The 23,935-nt window shown below is 66.9% G+C and carries 24 protein-coding genes; 4 read left to right on the top strand and 20 right to left on the bottom strand.

Features of this window, described 5'->3' with window-relative positions:
• Nucleotides 1–55 precede the first annotated feature (55 nt).
• From ACQ5BL_RS25870 to ACQ5BL_RS25810, 13 genes are all read right to left on the bottom strand, one after another.
• Complete coding sequence (locus tag ACQ5BL_RS25870) at nucleotides 56–1,021, bottom strand: lysylphosphatidylglycerol synthase domain-containing protein (RefSeq protein WP_243808265.1); 966 nt, start codon at nucleotides 1,019–1,021, stop codon at nucleotides 56–58.
• On the bottom strand, nucleotides 1,018–2,220 hold the full coding sequence (gene clsB / locus ACQ5BL_RS25865) for a cardiolipin synthase ClsB (protein WP_243808264.1): 1,203 nt from the start codon (nucleotides 2,218–2,220) through the stop codon (nucleotides 1,018–1,020). The genes ACQ5BL_RS25870 and clsB overlap by 4 nt, the downstream gene beginning before the upstream one ends.
• On the bottom strand, nucleotides 2,217–2,984 hold the full coding sequence (locus ACQ5BL_RS25860) for an endonuclease/exonuclease/phosphatase family protein (RefSeq protein WP_243808263.1): 768 nt from the start codon (nucleotides 2,982–2,984) through the stop codon (nucleotides 2,217–2,219). Before ACQ5BL_RS25860 ends, clsB begins: the two co-directional genes overlap by 4 nt.
• Entirely contained in the window at nucleotides 2,981–3,898 is a 918-nt protein-coding gene (locus ACQ5BL_RS25855; RefSeq protein WP_243808262.1) for a DUF72 domain-containing protein, read from the bottom strand. Before ACQ5BL_RS25855 ends, ACQ5BL_RS25860 begins: the two co-directional genes overlap by 4 nt.
• 11 nt (nucleotides 3,899–3,909) lie before the next feature.
• Entirely contained in the window at nucleotides 3,910–5,127 is a 1,218-nt protein-coding gene (locus ACQ5BL_RS25850; protein ID WP_243808261.1) for a zinc-dependent alcohol dehydrogenase, read from the bottom strand.
• 61 nt (nucleotides 5,128–5,188) lie between these two features.
• Entirely contained in the window at nucleotides 5,189–5,602 is a 414-nt protein-coding gene (locus ACQ5BL_RS25845) for a CBS domain-containing protein (RefSeq protein ID WP_243808260.1), read from the bottom strand.
• Nucleotides 5,603–5,716: 114 nt separating this feature from the next.
• Nucleotides 5,717–7,846 (bottom strand): glycogen debranching protein GlgX, encoded by a 2,130-nt coding sequence (gene glgX, locus ACQ5BL_RS25840; protein ID WP_243808259.1) that lies wholly within the window; start codon nucleotides 7,844–7,846, stop codon nucleotides 5,717–5,719.
• Nucleotides 7,847–7,861: 15 nt separating this feature from the next.
• The gene (locus ACQ5BL_RS25835) at nucleotides 7,862–8,224 is read right to left on the bottom strand and encodes a DUF2934 domain-containing protein (RefSeq protein WP_243808258.1); all 363 of its coding nucleotides are present in this window, start codon (nucleotides 8,222–8,224) and stop codon (nucleotides 7,862–7,864) included.
• Nucleotides 8,221–10,950 (bottom strand): malto-oligosyltrehalose synthase, encoded by a 2,730-nt coding sequence (gene treY, locus ACQ5BL_RS25830; RefSeq protein WP_243808257.1) that lies wholly within the window; start codon nucleotides 10,948–10,950, stop codon nucleotides 8,221–8,223. The genes ACQ5BL_RS25835 and treY overlap by 4 nt, the downstream gene beginning before the upstream one ends.
• Nucleotides 10,943–12,988 carry a 4-alpha-glucanotransferase gene (gene malQ, locus ACQ5BL_RS25825; RefSeq protein ID WP_243808256.1) on the bottom strand — a complete coding sequence of 682 codons (2,046 nt, stop codon included), beginning with the start codon at nucleotides 12,986–12,988 and terminating at the stop codon, nucleotides 10,943–10,945. The genes treY and malQ overlap by 8 nt, the downstream gene beginning before the upstream one ends.
• A complete protein-coding gene (gene treZ / locus ACQ5BL_RS25820; RefSeq protein ID WP_243808255.1) occupies nucleotides 12,988–14,733 on the bottom strand; it encodes a malto-oligosyltrehalose trehalohydrolase in 1,746 nt (581 codons plus the stop codon). The genes malQ and treZ overlap by 1 nt, the downstream gene beginning before the upstream one ends.
• Nucleotides 14,730–16,256, bottom strand: a complete 1,527-nt coding sequence (glgA, locus tag ACQ5BL_RS25815; protein ID WP_243808254.1) for a glycogen synthase GlgA — start codon at nucleotides 16,254–16,256, stop codon at nucleotides 14,730–14,732. The genes treZ and glgA overlap by 4 nt, the downstream gene beginning before the upstream one ends.
• 432 nt (nucleotides 16,257–16,688) lie before the next feature.
• Nucleotides 16,689–16,877, bottom strand: coding sequence for a DUF2934 domain-containing protein (locus tag ACQ5BL_RS25810; RefSeq protein WP_243808253.1), 189 nt, complete (start codon nucleotides 16,875–16,877; stop codon nucleotides 16,689–16,691).
• A gap of 87 nt (nucleotides 16,878–16,964) precedes the next feature.
• Here ACQ5BL_RS25810 and ACQ5BL_RS25805 point away from each other — a divergent pair, with 87 nt between their 5' ends.
• From ACQ5BL_RS25805 to ACQ5BL_RS25795, 3 genes are all read left to right on the top strand, one after another.
• Complete coding sequence (locus ACQ5BL_RS25805) at nucleotides 16,965–18,077, top strand: DUF3182 family protein (protein WP_243808252.1); 1,113 nt, start codon at nucleotides 16,965–16,967, stop codon at nucleotides 18,075–18,077.
• Nucleotides 18,061–18,816: an alpha/beta hydrolase family protein gene (locus ACQ5BL_RS25800; protein ID WP_207888192.1), complete on the top strand. Its 756-nt coding sequence runs from the start codon at nucleotides 18,061–18,063 to the stop codon at nucleotides 18,814–18,816. Before ACQ5BL_RS25805 ends, ACQ5BL_RS25800 begins: the two co-directional genes overlap by 17 nt.
• A 75-nt stretch (nucleotides 18,817–18,891) precedes the next feature.
• Entirely contained in the window at nucleotides 18,892–19,344 is a 453-nt protein-coding gene (locus tag ACQ5BL_RS25795) for a PA2169 family four-helix-bundle protein (protein ID WP_243808292.1), read from the top strand.
• A 53-nt stretch (nucleotides 19,345–19,397) separates the two neighbouring features.
• Here the strand turns inward: ACQ5BL_RS25795 and ACQ5BL_RS25790 are convergent, their stop codons facing one another.
• A complete protein-coding gene (locus tag ACQ5BL_RS25790; protein WP_243808251.1) occupies nucleotides 19,398–19,913 on the bottom strand; it encodes a DUF4142 domain-containing protein in 516 nt (171 codons plus the stop codon).
• Nucleotides 19,914–20,107: 194 nt separating this feature from the next.
• On the opposite strand from ACQ5BL_RS25790, the gene ACQ5BL_RS25785 reads away from it, so the two are divergent.
• Complete coding sequence (locus tag ACQ5BL_RS25785) at nucleotides 20,108–20,248, top strand: hypothetical protein (protein ID WP_243808250.1); 141 nt, start codon at nucleotides 20,108–20,110, stop codon at nucleotides 20,246–20,248.
• 9 nt (nucleotides 20,249–20,257) lie between these two features.
• Here ACQ5BL_RS25785 and ACQ5BL_RS25780 read toward each other — a convergent pair whose 3' ends face one another.
• The 6 genes from ACQ5BL_RS25780 to ACQ5BL_RS25755 all read right to left on the bottom strand — a co-directional run bounded on the left by ACQ5BL_RS25780 (nucleotide 20,258) and on the right by ACQ5BL_RS25755 (nucleotide 23,854).
• Nucleotides 20,258–20,869 carry a Yip1 family protein gene (locus tag ACQ5BL_RS25780; protein WP_430293331.1) on the bottom strand — a complete coding sequence of 204 codons (612 nt, stop codon included), beginning with the start codon at nucleotides 20,867–20,869 and terminating at the stop codon, nucleotides 20,258–20,260.
• Between the two features lie 52 nt (nucleotides 20,870–20,921).
• A complete protein-coding gene (locus ACQ5BL_RS25775) occupies nucleotides 20,922–21,308 on the bottom strand; it encodes a hypothetical protein (protein WP_243808248.1) in 387 nt (128 codons plus the stop codon).
• Between the two features lie 338 nt (nucleotides 21,309–21,646).
• Nucleotides 21,647–21,877 carry a hypothetical protein gene (locus ACQ5BL_RS25770; protein ID WP_243808247.1) on the bottom strand — a complete coding sequence of 77 codons (231 nt, stop codon included), beginning with the start codon at nucleotides 21,875–21,877 and terminating at the stop codon, nucleotides 21,647–21,649.
• Between the two features lie 22 nt (nucleotides 21,878–21,899).
• Complete coding sequence (locus ACQ5BL_RS25765) at nucleotides 21,900–22,124, bottom strand: PLD nuclease N-terminal domain-containing protein (protein ID WP_243808246.1); 225 nt, start codon at nucleotides 22,122–22,124, stop codon at nucleotides 21,900–21,902.
• A 160-nt stretch (nucleotides 22,125–22,284) separates the two neighbouring features.
• Nucleotides 22,285–23,547 (bottom strand): type II toxin-antitoxin system HipA family toxin, encoded by a 1,263-nt coding sequence (locus ACQ5BL_RS25760; protein ID WP_243808245.1) that lies wholly within the window; start codon nucleotides 23,545–23,547, stop codon nucleotides 22,285–22,287.
• Nucleotides 23,540–23,854 (bottom strand): helix-turn-helix transcriptional regulator, encoded by a 315-nt coding sequence (locus tag ACQ5BL_RS25755; protein ID WP_279577348.1) that lies wholly within the window; start codon nucleotides 23,852–23,854, stop codon nucleotides 23,540–23,542. Before ACQ5BL_RS25755 ends, ACQ5BL_RS25760 begins: the two co-directional genes overlap by 8 nt.
• Nucleotides 23,855–23,935: the final 81 nt, after the last annotated feature.

The raw sequence follows: 23,935 nt of genomic DNA, 5'->3' as shown, positions 1-23,935 counted from the left end.
GAAGCGGCGCTGGAACACCCATATCCCACAACGGCGGATAACTCCCATACATGCCCTACGAAGTCCGCGCAGCCGCCCGCCGCGCAGCCCGTCGCTTGAGCTTCCGCGCACGGCGCTCCAGCCACAGGTAGACCAGGCAGGCGAGCAGCAGGGGAACGAGGAAATACAGCACCCGATAGCCGATCAGAGCGGCCAGCAGCGCACCACGGGAAAAGTGCTCGCGCAGCACCGTAATGAACACCGTCTCCAGTACGCCGAGCCCGGCCGGCACATGCAGGACCACGCCGGCAATGCTGCTGATCAACAGGGTGGCCAGCACCTCCGGATAGCTTGCGCTGTCGGGCAGCAGGATATGGATCAGCAAGGCCATCATCGACCAGTTGCTGGCGCCGGCAATGCCCTGCAGCAGTGCCAGCCGCCAGCTCGGCAGCTGCAGTCGGTGCTGCTTCCAGCCCCAGGAGCGGCGCCGGGCGAAGCGGCAGGCCAGTGGGTAGGCGGCCCCCAGCAGCAGGCACAGTGCACCGACCAGTTGCAGTCCGCCGCCGCCGAGCCCCCAGCTGCGCGGCAGGTTCGGATAGCCCGAGGCGAACAGCACGCCGGCCAGCAACAGGTAGCCGTACCAGTTGGTGATCAGGCTGAAGCTGAGGATGCGGGTGATATCCCCCGTGTTCATGCCCAGCCGGCCGTACAGGCGATAGCGCAACGCCACGGCGCCGACCCAGGAACTCAGGTTGAGGTTGAAGGCGTTGCACACGAAGGCCACGGTCAGCACCCGCCGCACCGGCAGCGGATGGCCGATGTAGAAGCGGCTGAGCACGTCGAAGCTGCTGAAGATCGCGTAGCTGCCCAGGCTGATCAGCATCCCCAGGGCGAGGGTGGTCGCCTTGTACTCGCCCAGTAGGTGAAACACCTCGCGCCAGTCGGTGGCGCGCAGCAGCAGGAACAGCAGGATCGGCAAGGCGATCAGCAGCGCGACGTTGAAGATGCGATTGGCCAGCCTCCAGAAGTCACGGCGGTTCATGGCTGCGCCTGCGATTCGCCATGCTCGCCTGCCGCCGTACCTGCCGGATGGAGCGCCTGGCGGTGGGCGGGCAGTTGCCCGGCGATGGCCGGGAAGTGGCGCAGGAAGTGGAAACTCAGGAACACCAGCGGCGCCCGCCACCAGTAGCCGCGCCGCGCGGCCTTGCGGGTGACCCGTCGGCAATTCTGCGTGGCGAGGCGCAGCAGGTGCGCGTCCAGTTCGCTGGCGAAGGCGGCATCCTCGATCATCAGGTTGCCTTCCAGGTTCAGCGACAGGCTCAGCGGGTCCAGGTTGCTGGAGCCCACCGTGGCCCAGCGCCCGTCCATCACGGCGACCTTGGCGTGCAGCGGGCGCTCGCAGTATTCGTAGATCTCCACGCCGTCACGCAGCAGGGTGTCGTACAGCAGCTTGCTGCACAGGCGCGCCAGCGGCATGTCCGGCAGGCCCTGCAGGATCAGCCGGACCTGCACGCCCCGGCGCGCCGCATCGCGCAGGGCGCGCAGCAGGCGATAGCCGGGGAAGAAGTAGGCGTTGGCGATCAGCAGCCGTTGCTCGGCCCGGGCGATGGCGCGCAGGTAATGCTGCTCGATGTCGGTGCGGCGGTAGTGGTTGTCGCGTATCGCCAGGCAGGCCCGGCAGGGCCCGGTACCGGAGGGCGCGGGCTTGCCGTCCGCCGGGGGGAAGTCGCCGTACTGGCTGAGCAGCTCCAGGCAAGCCTGGCGGATGTCCGCAACGATCGGCCCTTCCACCCGCACGGCATAGTCCTGCTTGGCCATGGTGCCGAAGTCGGCCAGGTGCTCGGCACAGAAGTTGATGCCACCGACGAACGCCAGCCGGTTGTCGATCACCAACAGCTTGCGGTGTAGGCGGCGGAACAGGTTGGTGCGCATGCCCAGCAGGCGCGGGCGCGGGTCGAACAGGTGGAGCCGGGCGCCGGAAGCGAGCAGTGGCCCGAGATACTCGACGCCCAGGTCCGGCGTGCCATAGCCGTCGGCCACCAGTTCCACCCGCACGCCACGTTGCGCGGCGGCGATCAGCGACTGGCGCAGCGCGCGCCCCACCTTGTCGTCGAAGATGATGAAGGTTTCCATCAGCACCTCCCGGCGTGCCGCGGCGATGGCCTGGAATGCGGCCGGGAAGAAGTCCTCGCCGTTGATCAGCAGCTCGACCCGGTTGCCGCTGCGCCAGCGCTCGTTCACAGGCGTACCTCCGCCAGCAGCGGCAGGTGATCCGAAAGATGCGGCCAGGGGCGCCGGTTGAGCACTTCGCTGCTGTTCACCGCAAGGTTGCGCACGTAGATGCGATCCAGGCGCAGCACCGGCCAGCGCGCGGGGAAGCTGCGCGGCTCGCCGCCCTGGCCGAATACCGGGCGCAGCCCGCAGTGCGCGAGAATTCCGCTGGCGCGGCAGCGCCAGTCGTTGAAGTCCCCGGCCACCACCAGGGGCGCATCCGCCGGTAGTTCCCCGATCAGTGCGCAGAGCAGCCGCAGTTGGCGCTGCCGCTGTCCCTCGCGCAGCCCCAGGTGTACGCACACGGCATGCAACGAACGCTGCTCCGGCAGTGCGATGCGAGCGTGCAGCAAGCCGCGCTGTTCGTTGCCGGCAATGGAAATGTCGCGGTTGACGTACTCCTGGATCGGCAGCCGGCAGAGCAGCGCGTTGCCGTGGTGGCCTTCGGGATAGACCGCGTTGCGGCCATAGGCGAAGGCCGGCCACATGCTGTCGGCGAGGAATTCGTACTGCGGCGTCGGCGGCCAGTTGGCGTTGCGCGAGGCGTGCAGCTGGTGTTCGCCGTGGACCTCCTGGAGGAACACCAGGTCCGCCCCGGTGGCGCGCACGGCGTCGCGCAGCTCATGAAGGATGAAGCGGCGGTTGAAGGCGTTGAAACCCTTGTGGGTGTTCACCGTGAGTACCCGCAGTGTCATGCCGCGCAGGTCGACCGTGTCGGCTCCGGCCCGTGTCATGACCAGTCTCCGGCCGGCGCGCCGGGCTCCTGGCGCTCCGGCAGGCGCAGGTCCAGCAGCGCCATGAGCCGGCTGGCGTCATAGGGCGCGCGGACCTTGAGGTCGTTGTCGAAGTAGCAGAACACCTCGCGCGGATGGCGGTCGCCGCGCACGCCGCTGTCGAGCAACTCCGCGTCCGTCGGCTGCAGGCCGTGCCGCCAGTGCTCGATACGCTCGCGCCAGCGTTCGAGCGCATCGGCATCGTAGCCGCTGGCGTACAGCTGCTTGTCGCCGTGCAGGCGCAGGTAGACGAAATCCTTCGCCGTCAGGTCCTCGGCATAGGGCCACTTGCGCGGTGCGTCGGCGATCACCAGGGCCACGCCATGCCGTCGCAGTTGTTCGGCGAAGCGCGGGGTGACGAAACTCGGATGGCGTACTTCCATGGCGTGCCGCAAGCGCCGCTCGCCCAGCGGTTTCGGCCAGTGCGACGGCGGGCGGGTCGCCCAGCGCCTGGCCAGCGCCAGGGCCGCATCCGCGCGGTCGGGCAACAGGGCCAGGAAGGCCTCGACCAGCGCCTCGTCGTAGACCAGGCTCGGCGGCAGTTGCCAGAGCAGCGGGCCCAGCTTGTCGCCCAGCTCCAGCGGGCCGGACGCGAAGAAGTTCGCGAGTCCCTCGCGGGGCTCGCGCAGCCGCTTGATGTGGGTGATGTAGCGAGGCCCCTTGATGCTGAAGCAGAAGTGCTCCGGGGTATCCCCGGCCCACTGGCGATAGCGCTCGGGCGTCTGCAGTGCGTAGAACGAACCGTTCAGCTCGATGCTGTTGAACGCCCGCGAGGCATAGCGCAGCTCATCGCGCTGACGCAGCCCCTCGGGGTAGAAGTCGCCGCGCCAGGGGGCGTAACGCCAGCCGGAGATGCCGATGTGCAGTTCCTTCATACGTCGTCATCTCACTGCGCATGGCCTGCTCCGGGTCGGTGTACGACTTCCTCGTCGCCCACCCGCGCCTCCTGCCGCTGCGGCTGCAGTTCCACCTTGACCCAGCCGGTCTCGCGCTGGTCGAAGGCCTCGAAGGCGGCGATGGCATCGTTCATCGGCTTGATCTGGGTGAGGACCTTCTCCGGATCGATGCGTCCGGACAGCACCAGCTCGATCAGCCTGGGGATGTACTGACGGTGGTGACAGTTGCCCATCTTCAGCGTGAGGTTCTTGTTCATCGCCTCGCCGATGGGGAAGGTGCGCGCATCGGGCCCGTAGACGCCGATGATGCCCAGGCTGCCGGCCTTCGCCAGGCCGGCAACGGCCCAGTCCAGGGCCTGCGCGGGGGCGTTGCCGGGTTCCCATTCGGGCTTGTGGTCCTGCGCCGGTGCCACGGTCACGCCCTGGCTGTGTTCGGCATCCACGCCGACGGCGTCGATGGCGCAATCCACGCCAATGCCGTCGGTGAGCCAAAGCAGCGCCTGGGGCGGTTCCTCGCGGTCGAAGTCGATCACCTCGGCGCCTTGCTGGCGGGCCATGTGCAGGCGGTCCGGATGCCGGTCGATGGCGAACACCCGCGAGGCGCCCATCAGCAGCGCGCTGGCGATGGCGAACTGGCCGACCGGCCCGCAGCCGAACACGGCCACGGTATCGCCGATGCCGACTTCAGCGAGCTCCGCGCCAAACCAGCCGGTGGGGAAGATGTCCGACAGCAGGATCGCCTGGTCGTCGCTGATCTGCGGCGGCAGGCGCACCAGGCCGATGTTGGCGTAGGGGATGCGTGCCCGCTCGGCCTGCAATCCCTGGAAGGCGCCATTGGCTTCCGGGCCGCCGAAGAAGGCGGTGCCGCCGCGCTTGCCGTTGGGGTTGGCGTTGTCGCACTGGGCGTAATAGCCGGAGCGGCAGTACGCGCAGTTGCCGCAGGCGATGGTCGAGGGAATCACCACCCGGTCGCCGATCTGCAGGTTGCGGACCTCATCGCCCAGTTCTTCGACGATGCCGACGCCTTCGTGGCCGAGGATGGTGCCTTGCTTCATGCCGCCGACGCTGCCGCGCACGAAGTGCAGGTCGGTACCGCAGATGGCCGAGGCGGTGAGACGCACGATGGCGTCGTTGGGGTGTTTCAGCGTGGGTTCCGGAACATCCTCCAGGCGGATGTCGCCGACGTCATGGAATACGACTGCTTTCATGGCGTCCTCCTGTCAGGGACGGGCCGCACGCCAACGGGGCGGCGGCCGGGCTGTGTGTGCGTCAGTGCGCCTGGGCGACGCCGCGCAGGAGGGTGTCGCTGGCGTGTTCGCTGCGGCAGGCGGCGATGTTGCCGAGCGAGACGACTCCCACCAGGCGTTTCTGCCGGCTCAGGACCGGGAGGCGGCGCATCTGGATGTCCGCCATGTTCTGGGCAACGTGCTGGACGTCCTCGTCTTCGAAGCAGTAATGCACGTTGCCGCTCATCACGCGTCCCACCGGGGTCGACGGGCCGAGCCCGGCGGCCACCGCGCGGATCGCGATGTCCCGGTCAGTGATCATGCCCACCAGCAGGTCGCCTTCGTTGACCAGCAGGGCACCGCTGTCGATGCTCGCCATCAGGGCGGCGGCGTCCTTGAGCGTGGTATCCGGAACGACCCGTTGTACGTCGCGGGTCATGATGTCGCCGATCTTCATGGTGTTCTCCTTCCTGTTCGGGATGATTCGGACGGCCCTTTATCGGGCGTCTACTGGTTCCGACTGAGGTCGATGGTCACCGTTCAGAGGGATTTTCCCCGCTCGTCAGGCCGGTCAGTCCTCGCTTCGCCGCAGCGTGAACAGCGCAACGCAGCGGCTATCGAGGGGGTAGGGGGTGTGGAAATCCCAGAGCGGCTCGTGGTCTTCCGGGCGTTCGGCGGTGTCCATCAGCAGTTGCCAGTCGCGTCCCTGGGCGGCGGCGGGCAGCTGGAATTCCAGCGGTTCGTGGCCGGCGTTGAGCAGCAGGAGCAGGGTCGCGTCGCCGCCGCTGCGGTGGATGCCCGAGGGTTGGGCGCGGCCGTCCATGAGCATGCCCAGGCTGCGTCGCTGGCTGTCGTGCCAGAGCGCCTCGCACATCTCGCCGCCCTCCGGGGCGAGCCAGGTGACGTCGCGCACTCCCAGTTCGGCGTTGTACTCGCCGACCAGGAAGCGCCTGCGCCGCAGTATCGGGTAGGCCTGGCGCAGGCGGATCATGCGCCGGGTGAAGGCCAGCAGCTCGCGGCCTTCGGCGTCCAGGTCCCAGTCCACCCAGCTCAGTTCGTTGTCCTGGCAGTAGACATTGTTGTTGCCGTGCTGGGTGCGGCTGAACTCGTCGCCGGCCACCAGCATCGGCGTGCCCTGGGAGAGCAGCAGGGTGGCCAGCAGGTTCTTCATCTGGCGCAGGCGCAGGCGGCGGATCTGCGGATCGTCGGTCGGGCCTTCGACGCCATGGTTCCAGGAGCGGTTGTCGTCGTGCCCGTCGCGGTTGTCCTCGCCGTTCGCCAGATTGTGCTTGCTGTTGTAGCTGACCACGTCGCGCAGGGTGAAACCGTCGTGGGCGGTGATGAAGTTCACCGAGGCGTAGGGACGGCGCCCGCGCTGGTCGTACAGGTCGCCGGACGCGGTGAGGCGCCTGGCCAGTTCCGGCAACTGGCCCTCGTCGCCGCGCCAGAAGCTGCGGACGGTATCGCGGAAGCGATCGTTCCATTCCACCCAGCCGGGCGGAAAGCGGCCGACCTGGTAGCCGCCGGGCCCGCAGTCCCAGGGCTCGGCGATCAGCTTGCGGTGGCTGAGCAAGGGGTCCTGGCGGCAGGCGACGAGGAAACTGTGGCGCTCCTCGAAACCCTCGGCGTAACGGCCGAGGATGGTGGCCAGGTCGAAGCGGAAACCATCCACGCGCATCTCGGTCGCCCAGTAGCGCAGCGAGTCGGTGACCATCTGCAGCACGCAGGGATGGCTGAGGTCGAGGGTATTGCCGGTGCCCGAATCGTTGACGTAGTAGCGTCGGTCGTCGGCATGCAGACGGTAGTAGGAGACGTTGTCGATGCCGCGCATGCACAGCGTCGGGCCGAGCTCGTTGCCTTCCGCGGTGTGGTTGTAGACCACGTCGAGGATCAGTTCGATGCCGGCATCGTGCAGGTGCGCGACCATTTCCTTGAATTCGTTGATCTGCCCGCTGGCCAGGTAGCGCGAATGGGGCGCGAAGAAGGCGATGCTGTTGTAGCCCCAGTAGTTGTTCATGCCTTTTTCCAGCAGGTGCTTGTCGTCGACGAAGCCATGCACCGGCAGCAGTTCCAGGCTGCTGATGCCGAGGTTGCGCAGGTGCTTGAGCAACTCGCTGTTCATCAGCCCGGCGCAGGTGCCGCGCAGGCGTTCGGGCACCTCCGGGTGGCGCATGGAAAGTCCGCGCAGGTGCGCCTCGTAGATTACCGTTTCGTCCCAGGGCACGCGGACCTGTTGCTGCTCGCCCCAGGTGAAGGCCGGGTCGATGACCCTGGACTTGGGCACGAAGGGCGAGCTGTCGCGTTCGTCGAAGCTGAGGTCGGCATCGGGCGAGCCGATGGAATAGCCGAACAGGCTCTCCGACCAGCGCAGCTCGCCCACCAGTTGGCGGGCGTAGGGGTCGAGCAGCAGCTTGTTGGGGTTGAAGCGGTGGCCGGCATCCGGGGCGAAGGGGCCGTGGACCCGGTAACCGTAGATTTGTCCGGGATGCGCGTCGGGCAGGTAGCCATGCCAGATTTCATCGCTGTACTCGGGCAGCTCGATGCGCTCCAGCTCGCGCTTGCCGGCGGCGTCGAACAGGCACAGTTCCACCTTGGTGGCGTGTGCGGAAAACAAGGCGAAGTTGACACCCAGTCCATCCCAGGTCGCCCCCAGCGGAAAGGGGCGGCCTTCGGTGACACGGGAATGTGCTCGGCGGGTCATGCAGACCTCCTGGCATCAGCTGTTCTTGGGCGCCCTGGACGAAGAGGGGGCGGTCGGCTTCCTGGCGGTCCCGGCCCCGGCTGGTTTCGCAGCGGCGCGCCTGGGCTTGGCGGCGGGTTTTGCCGGCGCCTCCGGGGTGGCCTCGGGCAACTGCCCCTGTCGCCGGGGCGGCGGTTGCAGGATGGCGGGAGGCTCCGGCTCCTCCTTGCCCTCGAAACGAGGCTGCACGTCCTCGGGCGGTTGCAGGGGTTTGACCGCCTCACCCTCGGCCAGGCTGCGGGCCATCCGCCAATGCCGCTCATGCTGGCCTTCGGGACGGCCCTCGGCCTCCCAGATCTGGTAGGCCAGTTCGCGTACGCGTTTTTCAGGGACACTCATCCTTCACCTCCAGTGCGGGGCATCAGCAGATTGACGGGAAGCTCGCCCAGCAGCTCGGCCAGGTGCAGCTCCGCGTTGCGGGGAATGTGATCGCGAGTGAGGCCCCGCCAGCACACCGCGCCCAGGGTGGGCGGCAGCGACAGGCGCGTATCGCCCCAGGCCTCGGGGGGCACCAGCGGTCGGCTCGACTCGCCGAGCAACCCGGCGCAGCAGTGGGGAACGACCACCAGCAGATACACCCCGGAAAGGCTGCGCAGGAAGGCGGCGACCTGCCCGGCTTGTTCACCGCGTACGGTCAGCGGCAGATAGTCGCCGTGGATGAACAGGTCTGGCCACTGCCTGCGCAAACCCAGCGTGTGGGCCAGCAGCGCCTGCTTGATCCGGCCGTCGCGCCAGGCGTTCAACAACGCCGTCCAGTCCGGCTGGCCGCTCAGGGCCGCCTCGCGCGCGGCGAAATCGGGCAGTCGGCGGTTGTCCGGGTCCACCAGGCTGAAGTCCCAGAATTCGCAGCCCTGGTACAGGTCCGGTACCCCCGGCACGGTATTGCGCAGCACGCATTGCGCCAGGCCGTTGACGGCGCCCGCCGGCATCAACTGCGCGGCGGCGCGGGCGATGGACTCCCGCAGAGGGCGCCCGGCGGGGTCCAGCAGGATACCGGCGAGGAACTCGCTGCAGGCCGTTTCGTACGCGTCCACCGGTGCGCTCCAGTGGCTCTCCAGCTTGGCTTCGCGGATGGCCTTGCGCTGCCATTGCTCCAGCCTCCGGTAGAAGGCCTGCAGGCCGTCGCTGTCGTCCAGCGCAAGCTCCAGCGGCCAGCTGCCGAGCAGGCACTGATAGAGGAACAGTTCGTCCCCGCCGCTGGGGGCGGCGCCATGGGGCAGCGCCCGGCGCATCGGCGCGGCGAGCGTCCACCATTGCCAGACCTGGCTGGCGAACCAGTCGGCGCGTTCGCTCAGTACCGCCAGACGGGCACGGCAGTCCTCACCGCGCTTGTGGTCGTGGGTGGCGGTGGCCAGCAGCGACTGTGGGAAATGCCACAGCCGTTCCTGGCAGTCGTGGTGGAAAGCCTGGACGTCGCAACCCAGCCTGCCGGGATCGAAGCCGACGTCGTTGCGCCCCAGGGCGACCACCGAGCGATAGCAGGCGGTGTCTTCCAGGGCCTTGGCGGCAATCGGCGGTGTGAGCTGCTGGAAGCGTGCCAGGGCCTGTTCCCGCAGGCGCCGCAGTGGGCCGGGGGGGATGGTGCACAGGCGCTCGCCGCCCAGGACCGTGTCCAGCCAGTGCAGGGTGCCCAGGTCGGTCGGCGCCAGATGGCGTTGGGCGTCCACCAGCGCCTGGGCCATGAACGCCTGATCCTGTGCCGAGCGCCCCAGCGCGCCGGCATAGCTGCGGTAGACCGGGAAGGCCACCAGCAGGCGATACAGCGCGCGCCGAATCGAGCCCAGCGGGATGTCGCGGCTGGCCAGGTCCTGGCGGGCGACCCGCCAGAGCAGCCGCGCCAGACTGTCGAAATCGCCGGCGAAAGAGGTGCCCAGCACGCGTTCGCGGGCTCGGCGCACTTCGTCGGCAAAGGTCCCACGGCGGTCACTGACTTCCTCCCAGAGATTGCGCAAGGCCGGCTCGCCCCGCACGTCATGCTGGAGGAGCGACACCTGGTTCATGAAGTCGTAGCCCGTGCTGCCGGCAACCCGCCAGTCGGCCGGCAGGGTCTCGCCCGGACCGAGTATCTTCTCCACGTACAGCGGTGCACCGTTGCTGGCCCGCCACAGGCGGCGGCAATAGCCGCGGGGGTCGGCAAGGCCGTCCACGTGATCGATCCGCAGGCCGTCGATCAGGCCATCCTTCATCAGCTTCAGCAGGTAGGCATGGGTAGCCTGGAATACCTCGGGACGCTCGACACGCAGTCCGACCAGCTCGTTGATGTCGAAGAAGCGCCGCCAGTTGATCTCATCGTCGGCCACTCGCCAGTTGGCCAGACGGTAATGCTGCTGTTCGAGCAGGCGGTGCAGGGCGTGCCAGTCCGCGTGATACAGGTCCAGCAGCGATTCGCGCGCCGGGCCCGAGAGCAGCGCGGCCAGTTGCAGGCAGAGCCCGTGGGCCAGATGACGCGCCTGCGGATGGCCGCGCAGTTCGACGAAGCGCGGCGCCAGTTCGCACAGTGCCGGAATCTGCGAATGGGACAGGATCATGCCGTAGCTCGCCGGGCAGACGGGGAATACCTGCCCGGCATAGCGCAACAGGAAGCGCCCGCTGGCCGGGTCGAAGTCCAGCCCGAGGCGACCGGCGTTCAGCGCCTGGACATAGTCCTCGGCGAGGCAGGGCAGCAGCACGCGCAGGTCCAGCAGCGGATCGTCGCTGTGCCAGCGAATGTCGAAGAAATGTGCGTAGGGGCTGGCCAGCCCCCATTCGAGCACGTCCTGCCACCAGGGGTTCGCCGCACCGATACGCATGTGATTGGCGACGGTATCGACCAGCAGCCCCATGTCGTTGCGCCGCAAGCCCGCGACCAGCCGCCGCAGTGCCGGCTCGCCACCCAGTTCCGCGCTGATGCGGGTGGGGTCCACGGTGTCGTAGCCATGGCTGGAGCCCGGCTGCGCAGCCAGCAGCGGCGAGGCATACAGATGACTGATGCCCAGGCGGGCGAAGTAGTCCAGCCAGGGCAGGGCGTCGTCCAGGGTGAAGGCGGAACTGAACTGCAGACGCAGGGTGGCGCGGATTTCAGCCATGCTGCGGCCCTCCATCGCGATCGCGCGCGCGGCGCAGACGCTCCAGTCGCGCGCTGACTTCAGGCCGGTCGAGCATGTCCCCGGCCGGGGTGCTGAAGCGCCGTCGCCAGTTCGGATGGGCGTCGCCCGGCCCCGGCAGGTTCGGCTGCTCGACACAGGCCATGGCGTCCTCCAGTGGCAACAGCACCAGGGGCGCGGGGGTGGTTCCGAGCAGTTCGATGGCGCCGTCGAGCAGCGGCTCGGCGGCGATACCGTTTTCGTTCAGGGCGCGGCGCAGGGCCTCGGTTTCGTGCCGGCGGTTGTCGCGTTCGGTTTGCGAGGCAGCGCGGGAGCGCTGGCCAAGCCGCTCCCGCCAATCGATGTCGCGGCCTTCTCGCCAGCCTTCGAGGGTCGGCAGGTCGTGGGTCGTCGAGGTCGCCAGGGCATCGTCGGGCCAGTCCCGTGGCGGGGTAAAACCGGCGTCCCCCTGCTCGAACAGCAGCACGCGCATGCCGAGAATGCCGTGGCTCGACAGGCTTTCCCGCAGGCCTTCGGGCACGGTGCCGAGGTCCTCGCCGATGATGACCGCATCGGCCCGTTCGGCTTCCAGGCAAAGTAACTGCAGCAGGTCGTCGAGGGGATAGTCGAGGTAGGCGCCGGCTTCCGGCGGCGCACCTTCGGGAATCACCCAGAGACGACGCAGGCCGAGGATATGGTCGATGCGCAGGCCGCCGACGTAGCGCAGGTTGGCGCGCAGCATCTCGATGAATCCACGGTACCCGTTGCGGCGCAGGCCGCCGGGGGAGAAGGCGCAGATGCCCCAGTCCTGGCCGGCGCGGTTGAGGATGTCCGGCGGGCAGCCGACGCTGACGCCGGTGAGCAGCTCGCCCTGGCGCATCCAGGCCTGGCAGCCCGAAGGTTCGGCGCCGACGGCGAGATCGGCGATCAGGCCGATGCCCATGCCGCCACCGCGCGCGGCCTGCTGTGCCCGTTGCAGGCCACGGACGACGAGCCATTGGGCGAACGCCTGGCGGGTGATCGCCTGCTCCTCGTCGAGCATGAAATGGCCAAGTTCGGCGCTGCCGAGGGTGCGATAGGGCATGGGCCAGAAGCGCCAGTCCAGGCCGTGGCCGGCCGCGGCCCGGCGCTGCTGCAACACCTGGAAGCAGCAGTGCTGCAGCAGCTCGATCCCGCCCTGGTTGCGAAAGGCGAGAAAGTCTTCGTTCAAGCTGCCGCCGGACTGCTGGAACTGGCGGTAGAGCTGCTCAAGGAGGCGGTCGCGCAGCAGGGCAACGCCATGCCAGTCGATCAGTTCGAGCTGCTCCAGGCGTTGCCACTCGTCACCCAGCCCGGCCCCGGCAATCGCCTGGCGCACCTGTTCTTCGCCCAGCAGCCGCTCCGGTGCGGCATGGAGTTCGTTGAACAACAGCCGGCTGGAGGGCGAGTAGGGGCTGTAGATGTTCCGCGCCGCGGGGAACATGGCGTGCACCGGGCTGATGGCCAGGGCGTCCGCGCCGTGGCGGGCGGCGCTGGCGGCCAGGTCTTCGAGTGCCGCCATGTCGCCCAGGCCACCGTCCCCGTCGCGCCGCAGCGAGTAGAGCTGCGCCGTCAGCCCCCAGGCGCTGGCCTTGCCGCAGCGCTGGAGCACCGATGGGCAGCGTGGCGGCGCCACCGCCAGCACGCATTCGCGGCCGTCCATCCGCAGGTGGTAGTAGCCGCTGCGCTCCACCGGCGGCAGGCGGCCTTCGTGGTCGATACGTCCGTGGTGATGGTCGCTGCCGTCTTCGTTGAGCAGCTGGTAGCGCGTGCCCGCGCTGGCGCCCAGCGGAAGCGCCCGGCCCTGCCGGGCGATGAGCAGCTCCGCTGGCAGGGCATCCTGCTGATCGAGGACTTCCAGGCTCTGCTGAATCTGCTCCGGGCTCTGCGCCGGATAGCCCAGGGCCTCCAGCACGTTGCGTTGCACCTCCGGGGTGAGGCGCTGCTCGCGCCGGTCGGCATCCAGCCAGGCGTTAATCAGGCCGGCACGGGTCGCCAGGCGTTCGAGTTGCGCATCGCTCATCAGGGCGCCTCCAGGCTGACTGCCAGTCCGTCGGCGCCGAGCCAGCCATGTCGGTAATGGGCCGCACCCTGTCCGAGGCACAGCAGGACCTGAGCACTTTCCCCTGGCGGCTCGATACCGATGTCGTCCGGCCCCAGGTTCAGGTCGATACGCCACAGGCTGCCGTCGCCCAGGCGCCATTTCGCGCTCAGGGCACGCTCGCCCAGTGGCTGGGCGTCCAGCGCGCGGCTGCCCGGCAGGCGCGGAACCAGCCAGCGGTGGCGCAGTTCCAGCAGGTGCCGGTAATGCTCGCGCCAGGCGGCATCGCCGTGTTCCGGGCGCGGACGGGACTTCTCGAAGGTCTGCGCATCGTTGGGATCGGGAATCCTCGCCGCCGCGTCCGCCTCGGAAAATCGACTGAACTGGCGGAACTCCGCGCGTCGTCCGCGGGTAACGGCTTGCGCCAGTTCGCCCTGGAAGTCGGTGAAATAAAGGAAGGGCCGCCGCTCGCCCCATTCCTCGCCCATGAACAGCATGGGCACCATGGGGGTGAGCAGTACCAGGGCGCTGGCGGCGCGCAGCGCGGCAGTGCCGGCAAGCGTGGTGAGACGCTCGCCGAAGGCGCGGTTGCCCACCTGGTCATGGTTCTGCAGAAAGGCCACGAAGGCCTGCGGGGAGAGGTCCGCGCTCGGCTCGCCACGGGCCTGGCCGCGATAGTCGGTTTCGCCCTGGAAGGCGAAGCCTTCGCGCAGGCAGCGGCACAGGCGCTCGATGGGGTCGCCGGCAAAGTCGGCGTAGTAGCCCTCGCTCTCGCCGGTGAGCAGGACGTGCAGGGCATGGTGCAGGTCGTCGGTCCACTGCGCATCGAAGCCGTCCCTGAGCAGGCTCGCCTGGTTGTTTTCGTTCTCCAGCACCAGGTGCAGATGGCGACCTGGCGCCGCCGCGCGCGCCCGGCCGGCCATTTCCAGGAGGAAGGTGTTGTCGCGGATGGCGTGTACCGCGTCGATCCGCAGGCCGTCCACGCGGTACTCACGGACCCACATTTCGGCATTGCCGATGAAGAATTCGCGGACGGCGCTGTCGCGGAAATCGATGGCCGGCCCCCAGGGCGTCTGCCGGTCGGTACGGAAGAAGGGGCTGGCGTAGCGGGCCAGGTAATTGCCCTGTGGCCCGAAGTGGTTGTAGACCACATCGACGAAGACCATCAGCCCCAGGCCGTGGGCCGTGTCGATCAGGCTCCGCAGGCTGTCGGGATCACCGTACGCGCAGGCCGGCGCATAGGGCAGCACACCGTCGTAGCCCCAGTTGCGCAGGCCGGCGAAGGCATTGAGCGGCATCAGTTCGATGGCGGTGATCCCCAGCCGGGCCAGTTCCCGCAACCGTTGTTCCACGGCCGGGAAGCCGCCAAGAAGGCCGACGTGCAGCTCGTACAGCACCGTTTCATGCCAGGGGCGACCGTGCCATTGGGAATGCCGCCAGCGGTAGGCGCCGGGGTCCACCACCCGACTGGCACCCTCGACACCACCCGACTGCGCGCGTGACGCCGGATCGGCGACGCTCAGGGCATCGTCGATCCGGTAGCGATAGGCCGTGCCAGCCGGGCAGGGGAGCGCTGTGCTGTACCAGCCGCCGGTGTGCCGCGACAACGACTGACGCTCGCCATTCTGGAATTCCACATCCACCTGCCGGGCATCGGGCGCCCACAGGGTGAAGCGGGTCAGGCCGTCGCCCAGCACCTGGGCGCCGTGCGTGAACGCCGAGCTCATCGGAGTGCCCTTAGCGGAGCCTTGAGCAGCCGCCGGTAGAGTCGGGTATAGGGGCGCACCGCGGCGTCCCAGTGCTGGGGCGAATCCATGGCCTTGCGGCGCATGGCATCGAGCAGGTCGGGATGGCGGTAGATGTTCAGGGCCCGGCGGACGGCATCGAAATAGCATTCGACCGTTTCGTCGCGGAACAGCAGGCCGGTCACGCCGTCGACGATGGTATCGGCCAGTCCGCCCGTATGCCGGGCGATGGGCAGCGAGCCGAAGCGCTGTGCGTACATCTGGCTGAGGCCGCAGGGCTCGTAGCGCGAGGGCATGAGCAGGAAGTCGCTGGCGGCGAAGATGCGTCGCGCCTCGGTCTCGTCGAAGCCGATGTGCACGCCGACGCGGCCGGGATAGGTCGCTGCCAGCCGCTTCATCGCCTGCTCGAGTTCCGCCTCGCCACGCCCGATGACGACCAGGCGCGCGCCCGCGGCGATCATCGGCGCGGCAATGCCCAGGGTCAGGTCGATGCCTTTCTGCCGGACCAGCCGGGAGACCACCGCGAACAGCGGCCCGTGTCCCGGCAACAGGCCGAACTGCCTTTCGACGTAGGCAGCGTTGCAGCGTTTGCCGCCCAGGTGCGTCGCATCGAAGCGCTCGACCAGATGCGGGTCCTCGCTCGGGGCCCAGCTCTCGTCGATGCCATGGGTGATGCCGCTGAGCTGGCCACGGTTGCGCCGCTGGCTGAGTACGCCGTGCATGCCGCAACCGAAGGGTTCGCCGGTGATTTCCCGGGCGTAGGTCTCGCTGACGGTGGTGATATGGCTGGCGTGGTTGAGTCCGGCCTTGAGGAATGACAGCTTGCCGTAGAACTCCATGCTTTCCGGCAGGCCGGCGGTACTCGGCAGGCCCAGCTCGGCGCGGCAGCCCAGCGGGCAGGAGCCCTGGTAACCGAGGTTGTGGATGGTCAGCACGCTGGGCGTGGCCTGTCCGCGCCAGGCCATGTAGGCGGGCGCCAGGGCCGCGGGCCAGTCGTTGACATGGAGCAGGTCCGGGCACCAGTTCAGTTCGCAGCGGCCGGCGGCGATATCCGCGGCGGCCAGGCTCAGGCGGGCGAAACGGATGTGATTGTCCGGCCATTCCTGGCCCGCGTCGTCGCCATAGGGGGAGCCGTGGCGGTCGTAGAGTTCCGGGCAGAGCACCGCGTAGACCACCAGCCCGTCGGCCAGCGTCAACTGGCCGATATCGCAGGGAGGCAAGGCCGCCATGCCGGGCAGATGCCCCACCACCGTGCAGGCGACCGCGCTCTCCAGCACCTGCCGATAGCCCGGCAGCAGGACGCGGATGTCATGCTCGGCCAGCAATGCGCGGGGCAGCGCCGCCGACACATCGCCCAGGCCGCCGGCCTTGACGAAATCGCTGAACTCGGAGGTCACGAACAGGATGCGCTTGAGCCGACGCGGGCGTTCTTCGAACGGAATCATGGGCGGCAGGTCGGTTGGGTTTGATTGCTCCATGCAGGCATCGGCCAGCGGATAGCGCATCGTGAGAATCCTCATGCTTGTCAGGGGGCCAGCGGTACACGCATGGCCTTGTCGGGTTTTCCTCATCCTCCTTGCGGGGGACTTGATTGCCGGGCGCGAAGTTTCGATTTTTCCGCCAGTGGCCCGAGCCGGGGATTGGCATTCGCGGGCAGGACGCCGGTCCGACGTTTATCTGCCTGGCCGGGGCCAGACCGTCCATTTTTTGATCAGGCGGCGTGCATGAATCGCCCATGAGGGCAGTGCTCGCATGCGTGGTCGAATGTCTGGAGGAGGGTGCCCTGCTACGGATGTCGGGTAGGGCTACAAGCAGGGCGCGTGCCACTCTTTGGCTCTTGCAAGCTACTGATTTGATTTGCGAAAAATTATTTGATGGCGCTCTGCCGCGGGCAGGTTGCACGATCGCCCGGGCGGCGGTCGTGCATTCTGCCTGCCTCAGGCTTCACGCCGGGGATGCTGCTTGCCCTTGTAGTCGAGGTCCTGCGCGCGCTCGACCGGGAGCGGGTGGTCGAGGCTTTCTTCGGCCATTTTCCAATGGCGCTCGGCCTGGCCGCGCGGCTTGCCCTCGGCCACCCAGATGTCATGGGCCTTCTGGCGTATCTGCGCTTCGCGATCGGGATTCATGGCGGTCTCCACAGTTCGTCACGTGCTTAGAACCCCTGACTGCATCGACAGTCGAGTGTTCATACATCCTGTCCGAGGAAGCACTCCATGATCGCTGCCGACACCCCACGTATCGTCGTTGCCTGTGCGCTGGAGAGCGATGCGCAATCCGCGCAGGCGCAGACCAATCGGGCCCTGGCCCGGTGGCTGGCGGATATCCAGGGGCTGGAATTCAGCCCCGACCCCAGCGATGCGCACGCCTCGGGACAACCGATCTATTGGGTGCCGGATGCGACGGTAGTGGGCCGCGAGCAGGCGGCCGCACTGCGAGTCCACGGTCCGCTGGACCTGTTCGGTGGTTACGTGGAGCGGGAATTCCATGCCGGAAAGGCCATCGTGCATCCCTTGCCGGAGCGACCGACCCTGACTCCACGCGGCTGGAACCAGGCGTTCGCGCTACGGGTGCAGCCCCTGGTGCTGAACGGGCAAAGCGTGTTCTGCCACAACGACGCCCTGCGCTTCGCCAGCACCCGTCTGCAACGCGGCGCGCAACGCCTGAAGCCGGCGGGTAGCCGCGGAGGCATGGGCCAGCAGGTGGTCAATGACGCCGATGGGTTGGCCGAGGCGCTGGACCGCTACGAGGAAGCCGACTACCAGCTCGGCCTGGTCATCGAGGACGAACTGCAGAACGCCCAGACCCATAGCGTCGGCCAGGTCATGATCAATGGCGTGCTCCTGAGCTATCACGGCATCCAGCAGCAGAACCGCAACCGCCGTGGCGAACTGGTGTATGGCGGCAGTGATCTGCTGGTGGTGCGGGGCGACTTCGATGGCCTGCTCTCACTCGACCTGGTCGCGTCCGTCAGACAGGCCATCGAGCAGGCGCGGCTGTTCGATCGCGCCGCGCATCAGCTGTTTCCGCAGTTCTACGCCTCGCGCCGCAACTACGACCTGGTACAGGGTATCGATGCCCAGGGGCAGGCCTGCTCGGGGGTGCTGGAACAATCCTGGCGCGTCGGCGGAGCCAGTGGCGCCGAGCTGGCCGCGCTGGAAGCCTTCGTCGCCGACCCGACGCTGCATGTGGTGCGCGCCTCCACCTTCGAAATCTTCGAGGACAAGGCATTGCCCGACAACGCGCATCTCCTTTATCGCGGCCCCGATGCCCATGGCGACCTTCAACTGAAATACGCAATGGTGGAGCCTTATGAACTCCAACGGTGAAGACATCCATATCGACGTTGGTCCCCTGCGCCTGCAGGGTAACTTCCTCATTCCACGCACCCATGTGCCGGGCGTGCTATTCGTGCACGGCTGGGGCGGCAGCCAGCAGCGCGACCTCAAGCGCGCCCGGGGGATCGCCGGGCTCGGCTGCGTGTGCCTGACCTTCGACCTGCGCGGCCACGGGGCAGGGGAGGCGCAGCAGGCCTGGATTACCCGGGAAGACAATCTGCACGACCTGCTGGCGGCCTACGACCAGCTGGTAACCCACCCGCGCATCGACCCTGCAGCGATTGCGGTGGTGGGCACCAGCTACGGTGGCTACCTCGCCGCCATCCTCACCGAGCTGCGCGCGGTGCGCTGGCTGGCGCTTCGGGTACCGGCGATCTACCGCGACGAGGACTGGCTGCTGCCCAAGCGGGAACTGCCGCGCGAGGACCTGATGGCCTATCGTGCCAGTCACATCCCGGCCGCCAGCAACCGGGCGCTGAAGGCCTGTGCCGGCTTTACCGGCGATGTGCTGCTGGTGGAGTCCGAGCATGACGACTTCATTCCCCACGCCACCATCATGAGCTATCGCTCGGCCTTCCAGCGCACGCACTCGCTGACGCACCGGATCATCGACCGCGCCGACCATGCCTTGAGCTGCGAACAGTCGCAGGACGACTACACCCAGATCCTGGTTCGCTGGATCACCGAGATGGTGGTAGGGGAGCGGGCAGGTCGCCTGGCAACGGGGTGAAGCGAACCAACGACACCAAGGCGGCGTATCCGGCCACCGGAGCGTCGCCGCCAGACCGGGAGGAATCCGAAGATGATCAGCGACAGCGACAATGCGACCGTCACCATCCTCAACGACCTGATCGAGACGTGCCGTGATGGGAAAGAGGGTTTTCTCACCTGCGCCGAGCACGTGACGGCACCCCATCTGCAGGAACTGTTCAGGCGTCGCGCCAGGCAGTGCGACGTGGCTGCGCAACAGTTGCAGGAGTGCGTGCTGGAACTGGGCGGCCAGGCGGAGCAAGGCACCAGTCTCGGCGCGGATCTGCACCGGCGCTGGATCGACCTGCGCGCCTGGGTCGGCGGGAAGGATGACGAGGCGATAATGAGCGAGTGCGAACGTGGCGAGGATGTCGCCCAGCAGCACTATGAAGACGCCCTGAAACAGGCGTTGCCAACGGACATCCGGGAACTGGTGACCCGGCAGTACGCCGGGGTGATCCGCAACCAGGACCAGATTCGCGCCTTGCGCCGGCAACTGGCAGGGTGAGGGCAGGGTGGGCCGGAGGGCGTCCTGCGCGCACTCCGGTCCTCCTCGCCGATTCAATCCGAAGGGTGTGCCTTGGCCAGCGCCTGCGCCATTTCCAGGTGCTGCTGCAGTACCGGCAGGGTTTCCTGGGCGAACGCCTTGATGTCCGTATCGGCGGCATGATCCGCAGCGTCGGTGAACAGCTTCACGGCTTCCTCGTGGGCGCTGACCTGGTTATTGGCATAGGCCGCGTCGAAGGACTCCTTGCGCACGTCGAGGATCTTGGCCTTGGCCTGGCTGGCCAGGCTCGGCTCGTCCGCCAACTGCAACTGGTGCTTCTGGGCCAGTTCCTTGAGCTGGGTGTTGGCCTTGCTGTGATCATCGATGATGTGCTGCGCGAAGGTCTTCACATCGGCCGACTGGCTCTTCTTCAGGGCCAGTTTGGCGGCGTCGATCTCCGCCATGCCCGCGGCCGACGCTTCGCCGATGAAATGTTGCCCCTGGGATGAGAACTGCTCGGCGAGCAGTGGCCCGGCGGGTAGCAGGAACGCGCACAATAGTGCGCCGCGAAGGAGTGCTGCATTTTTCATGATGATTCTCCGTGTCGGGAAGGGAGCCTCGTCATGCGAGACCTGCTGGGTTGACGAGGCTCGGGGGCGGGGGTTCAGAGTTTCCGCACGGGCGGTGCGGGCAGTGGCCCGCGATCAGAAAAAGCGAACGATCCCGCGGACGGTCCTCCAACGACAGACCAGCGTTTCATTCATCCAGCCTGGAGGTCGACACCATGCCCGTTCCCGTCCAAGCCCAACGTCCCGCGCCGGAGGAATCGCCGCCCGACCGGGAGAGCCAGATTCCCGAGGAATTCCCCGAAGAAGTGCCCATGCAGCAACCGCCGGAAGAGCCGGTCCCGCAGCCGGAACGCTGAGCTGCACGGCTACTTTTGCAGGTACTCGCCGCTGCCGACCATGGTCTGGCCCCAGAGCTCCAGGAAGCCGAAGGCCGTGGTGAGCAGGGCGAGGAACCCGAAGGCCAGGATGCAGGCTCCATAGAACGCCGTTTGCCGCCGGGACAGCCGCATGTAGATCGGCAGGCCGATATACAGCAACCAGGCGGAATAGACGCTGCCTGCAGCGGCGGCCAGGATCAGCAGCCAACGCGACGGCATCAGGGCGGCCAGGCCGGCGATCATCAGCGGCAGGGCTGCGGCGGTCGAGAAGGTCATGCTGAAGCCCACGGCCGGTCGGCTTTCCGTGCGGAACAGCACCCAGCGCACCAGGTAGGCGATCAGCACGACGCCTGCTAACAGGCCGGCATAACACCAGAAAGCGAGGAGGGTGCCGCTGGCCAGGCTCAGCACCTGGGTGTCCTCGTCGCCCGGCAAGCGCCAGCCGACCTGGGTGGTGCCGATCAGCAGGCAGATCGCAGGTATCAAGGGCATCAGCAACCAGAACGGCAGGAAGGCCCGCGGATGCCGGTCAACGCCATGGCGCAGGTCGCGCCAGGCCTGTTCAGGACGCACGAAGAAACCGAACAGCGGAAAGTTCATGGCGGACTCCAGGCCTCGGGTGGCAAGGCGATTGAAGGATGCAGGATGTGAGTCAATGACGGCGGGTCAGTTCGTCCACTTCGATCTCGATCAGCGAGCCGGGATCTTCATTGCCCGGATCGTTGATCTGAGGCGAGCGCGGTGGCTCTGGCGCCGCATCGAACGGGAGGTTCAGCAAGGGCAGCAGGTCATCCCGAAACTGCTGTTGCTGCTCCTCGGACAAGGCGGCGAAACCGTGGTCGAGGATGTAACGGGCGAGAATCTCCTGGCGGCTGTCGGGCTCCAGGGTTTGCTCAGCCAGCAACTGGCGAAGTTGGTGGTCGAGTGCCACGTCTCGATGATCGTTCCAGCCCATGGCGAGTTCCTCCTGCGTTGTGGTGTCCATCGCGTCGGCGTCGAAGTCTCTCGTCGCCACGTGGTGTCGACTGAGCCTGTCCACGGGTGTTCAGCATGCGGGATGAACGGTGCAGGAAGAGGGATTTCGTCCGTTGAGGGGAACTCCGGGCAGAAACGACTCTGCACGGAAGAGGCGCCGTAAGGTCGTCGGCAAATCTGGAGCCTGATCGGGTTGCGGAGAGCTATAGCCACCCTCGGGGCGTATTACGTATTTTGCGATTTAACATAATATACATTATGCGAATATACGGATAAAAGTCACAGCCCACGCCTTCAGGAAAGTCACGCACAGAACGTCTCGTTGTATCAGCTGGTTAGCAGCACTTCTTCAAGTTCTGCTTGATCAGGCTCCTGCTTTGGAATTCAACGCTCCACCCTCCATCATTCCCGCGTGATGCCCGTGATGGTGATTCCGTAGAGATGCAGCAGCATATCGATCGGCGTGTCCCCAGGCTTCTCGTGCGCGGCGCCGTAATCGCCCTGTGCGAGATTCTTGCGCGCCCAGGCAAGCAACTGCCCCGCGGCGTCTTCCATGCTGGGCTTGGTGGCGGCTGACACTGTCAGTGTCGAGGTGTTGTTGTCCTTCTGATAGCTGATGATCCAGTTGGCCATGGAGAACCTCCTCGCAACGGACTTATTTGCTGTGCTCCGGTGAGCTCGGACCCTGGGTGACGCCACGTGGGCCGGCGACGCCCCAGATCGCCAGGCCCAGCAGCGGAAAGATGACGATCAGCAGCGACCACAGCGCCTTCGCGTTGACGTTCGTGTCGCTTCTGAAAATGCTGATGATGGCCCAGAGATCCAACAGCACGATGAGTGTTGCGACGCCGATCAGCGCCCAGGTTGCCAGCGAGGACATGACGCACCTCCTGCGTGGGTTTGTTCTGTTGCTGGCCTGTCATTCCCGGCAAGGTTCCCTTCAACGGACGAAATTCCTTTCCTGCACCGTATTCGGGTAGATGGCGGCTGGTGGCCATGATTCGTCCTGATTCGAGGCTGGAGGCGGCCCCTGATGAAACCTACCGGAGCCGGGCAATGTTCTCGTCGATCCGTCCCTGGATGTTGCGCAGTGTGGCGGCGGTGATCTGGCCCGGCAGCAGGTCCATCGCTGTCCGCGAGAACGAACCAGCCACCTCGCAGAAGTGCTCGATGATGCGGCCTGCTTCCTGGGCTGGGAGGTCCGCCTCCTGCTCCGCCAGGCCCAGCAGATGCGCCCTGCCGATATCCAGGGCCTCACCCAGGACATCCATCTGGTGATAGCCGCCGGGGCCCTCGCAGAAGGTCACGTCGTAGGCGGGAGCCAGGGTCCAGTCTCCTGCGCGGGACATGACGTACGAGAAGTTCTTGGGGTGGTCGTCGCGGTTGTTGAATACCACGTTGAAAACCACACGCTCGAATGCCCGCGCACGCTCCCGGACATCGTTCGTACAGGCGGCAGTCGCCCGCAGGAAACCGGTGTAATCCAGGCTGCCCGCTACCCGGTAGTCCGCCCCGGTCAGGGCCGCAAGGCTCTGCATCGGGACGCGCATGCCGTCACACCGGTCGAAACGCCGGGTGGCAAAGGCCGTCTGGCCATCAGGAAGCGCAAAGTACTCGGTATCCGGCGTCGAGATGCCGCAGCGGCGCAGGCAATGCGCATAGACATCTTCGATGGCGCAGACCTCGGGATGCTCCTGGTTGGCCGGGAACTTGACCAACCAGGCCTCCATGCCTGGCATGGCCGTCGATGAAAAGCTGCGTCCCTGGGGCGATCGATAGAGCAGCGCCTTCGGCCTGGCCCCCTGGGGCGACCCGCCCATCTGCAGCAGACTCAGGAGGAACTCCCCTCCTTCACCCTTGAGTACGTCCTGGACTTCAGTTGCCAGGCGATCCAGGGTGATCCGCTCCGGCGGCGCATCGGCCTCCGCCGCCTGTGGCTGAAAGGCCATTGCGCCCATGGCGTTTCTGCCGATATAGGCCAGCCGCTCCAATGGACCGATACGGGCGGGATTCAGGCCGTTGCGCTTGAACAGCCGGTCCATCAGCAGCATGCCCCATCCATCGGGCAGCGAGTCGTACACCGGTCCTGGCAGCCCCATCTGATGGGGCGGGAAATCGCGTCGCAGCGCCGCCCCCTGCAAGGGGAGCAGCAGGGATGAGAGTTCCAGCCCCCTCCTCCTGGCTTCGTCGCTGAATTCAAAGGCGATCAGCGGGCGACCGGTGATGGCCGTGGTCGAAACCAGCGTGCCCCATTGCCACCGCTCGCCCCAGCCGTCGTAGTAGACATCAACCTGCTTAAGCATCGGTGGCCTTCTTCTTGACCCGTTGGCGGCGAGCGCTGCCTTCATAGCGGAGGATGTCGTCCAGGCTGTCGAGCTTTGGCATGAACAGCGCCTCCACTTCCTTGGCCCGGCCCAGGACGATGGCGATTCGCACCACGCTTTCGAAGGCCACGCTGCGGCCAGACTCGAAATTGGAGACCGTGTTGACCCCAACGCCGGCACGGCCGGCTACATCCGCCTGCGTCATCTGCTGGGCCACACGCTCCTTGCGCAGACGCTCGCCGAGCAGCTTGACGATCTCTTCAGGCTTTCTCAGGATTAATTCCATAATTCAGGGCCTTATCATGGGTAAAGGCAGGTTAATCCACTGAATACAGGAGTTACAAGAGGAAATCACTTTTATTGAGAT

The organism is Pseudomonas sp. B1-22 (assembly GCF_050474425.1).
Classification (GTDB): Bacteria; Pseudomonadota; Gammaproteobacteria; order Pseudomonadales; family Pseudomonadaceae; genus Pseudomonas.
The sequence above is the reverse complement of the archived record's forward strand: the minus strand, read 5'-3'. Positions and strand labels throughout refer to the sequence as shown.

Excerpts from the sequence above, each read along its gene's own strand:
- ACQ5BL_RS25755 (WP_279577348.1), bottom strand. The coding sequence starts at position 23,854 with ATGGAATTAATCCTGAGAAAGCCTGAAGAGATCGTCAAGCTGCTCGGC.
- ACQ5BL_RS25765 (WP_243808246.1), bottom strand. The coding sequence starts at position 22,124 with ATGTCCTCGCTGGCAACCTGGGCGCTGATCGGCGTCGCAACACTCATC.
- ACQ5BL_RS25870 (WP_243808265.1), bottom strand. The coding sequence starts at position 1,021 with ATGAACCGCCGTGACTTCTGGAGGCTGGCCAATCGCATCTTCAACGTC.
- malQ (WP_243808256.1), bottom strand. The coding sequence starts at position 12,988 with ATGAGCGATGCGCAACTCGAACGCCTGGCGACCCGTGCCGGCCTGATT.
- glgX (WP_243808259.1), bottom strand. The coding sequence starts at position 7,846 with ATGACCCGCCGAGCACATTCCCGTGTCACCGAAGGCCGCCCCTTTCCG.
- ACQ5BL_RS25785 (WP_243808250.1), top strand. The coding sequence starts at position 20,108 with ATGCCCGTTCCCGTCCAAGCCCAACGTCCCGCGCCGGAGGAATCGCCG.
- ACQ5BL_RS25810 (WP_243808253.1), bottom strand. The coding sequence starts at position 16,877 with ATGAATCCCGATCGCGAAGCGCAGATACGCCAGAAGGCCCATGACATC.
- treY (WP_243808257.1), bottom strand. The coding sequence starts at position 10,950 with ATGGCTGAAATCCGCGCCACCCTGCGTCTGCAGTTCAGTTCCGCCTTC.
- ACQ5BL_RS25790 (WP_243808251.1), bottom strand. The coding sequence starts at position 19,913 with ATGAAAAATGCAGCACTCCTTCGCGGCGCACTATTGTGCGCGTTCCTG.
- ACQ5BL_RS25805 (WP_243808252.1), top strand. The coding sequence starts at position 16,965 with ATGATCGCTGCCGACACCCCACGTATCGTCGTTGCCTGTGCGCTGGAG.
- ACQ5BL_RS25860 (WP_243808263.1), bottom strand. The coding sequence starts at position 2,984 with ATGACACGGGCCGGAGCCGACACGGTCGACCTGCGCGGCATGACACTG.
- ACQ5BL_RS25770 (WP_243808247.1), bottom strand. The coding sequence starts at position 21,877 with ATGGCCAACTGGATCATCAGCTATCAGAAGGACAACAACACCTCGACA.
- ACQ5BL_RS25850 (WP_243808261.1), bottom strand. The coding sequence starts at position 5,127 with ATGAAAGCAGTCGTATTCCATGACGTCGGCGACATCCGCCTGGAGGAT.
- ACQ5BL_RS25760 (WP_243808245.1), bottom strand. The coding sequence starts at position 23,547 with ATGCTTAAGCAGGTTGATGTCTACTACGACGGCTGGGGCGAGCGGTGG.
- ACQ5BL_RS25845 (WP_243808260.1), bottom strand. The coding sequence starts at position 5,602 with ATGAAGATCGGCGACATCATGACCCGCGACGTACAACGGGTCGTTCCG.
- ACQ5BL_RS25780 (WP_430293331.1), bottom strand. The coding sequence starts at position 20,869 with ATGAACTTTCCGCTGTTCGGTTTCTTCGTGCGTCCTGAACAGGCCTGG.
- treZ (WP_243808255.1), bottom strand. The coding sequence starts at position 14,733 with ATGAGCTCGGCGTTCACGCACGGCGCCCAGGTGCTGGGCGACGGCCTG.
- ACQ5BL_RS25800 (WP_207888192.1), top strand. The coding sequence starts at position 18,061 with ATGAACTCCAACGGTGAAGACATCCATATCGACGTTGGTCCCCTGCGC.
- glgA (WP_243808254.1), bottom strand. The coding sequence starts at position 16,256 with ATGCGCTATCCGCTGGCCGATGCCTGCATGGAGCAATCAAACCCAACC.
- ACQ5BL_RS25835 (WP_243808258.1), bottom strand. The coding sequence starts at position 8,224 with ATGAGTGTCCCTGAAAAACGCGTACGCGAACTGGCCTACCAGATCTGG.
- ACQ5BL_RS25855 (WP_243808262.1), bottom strand. The coding sequence starts at position 3,898 with ATGAAGGAACTGCACATCGGCATCTCCGGCTGGCGTTACGCCCCCTGG.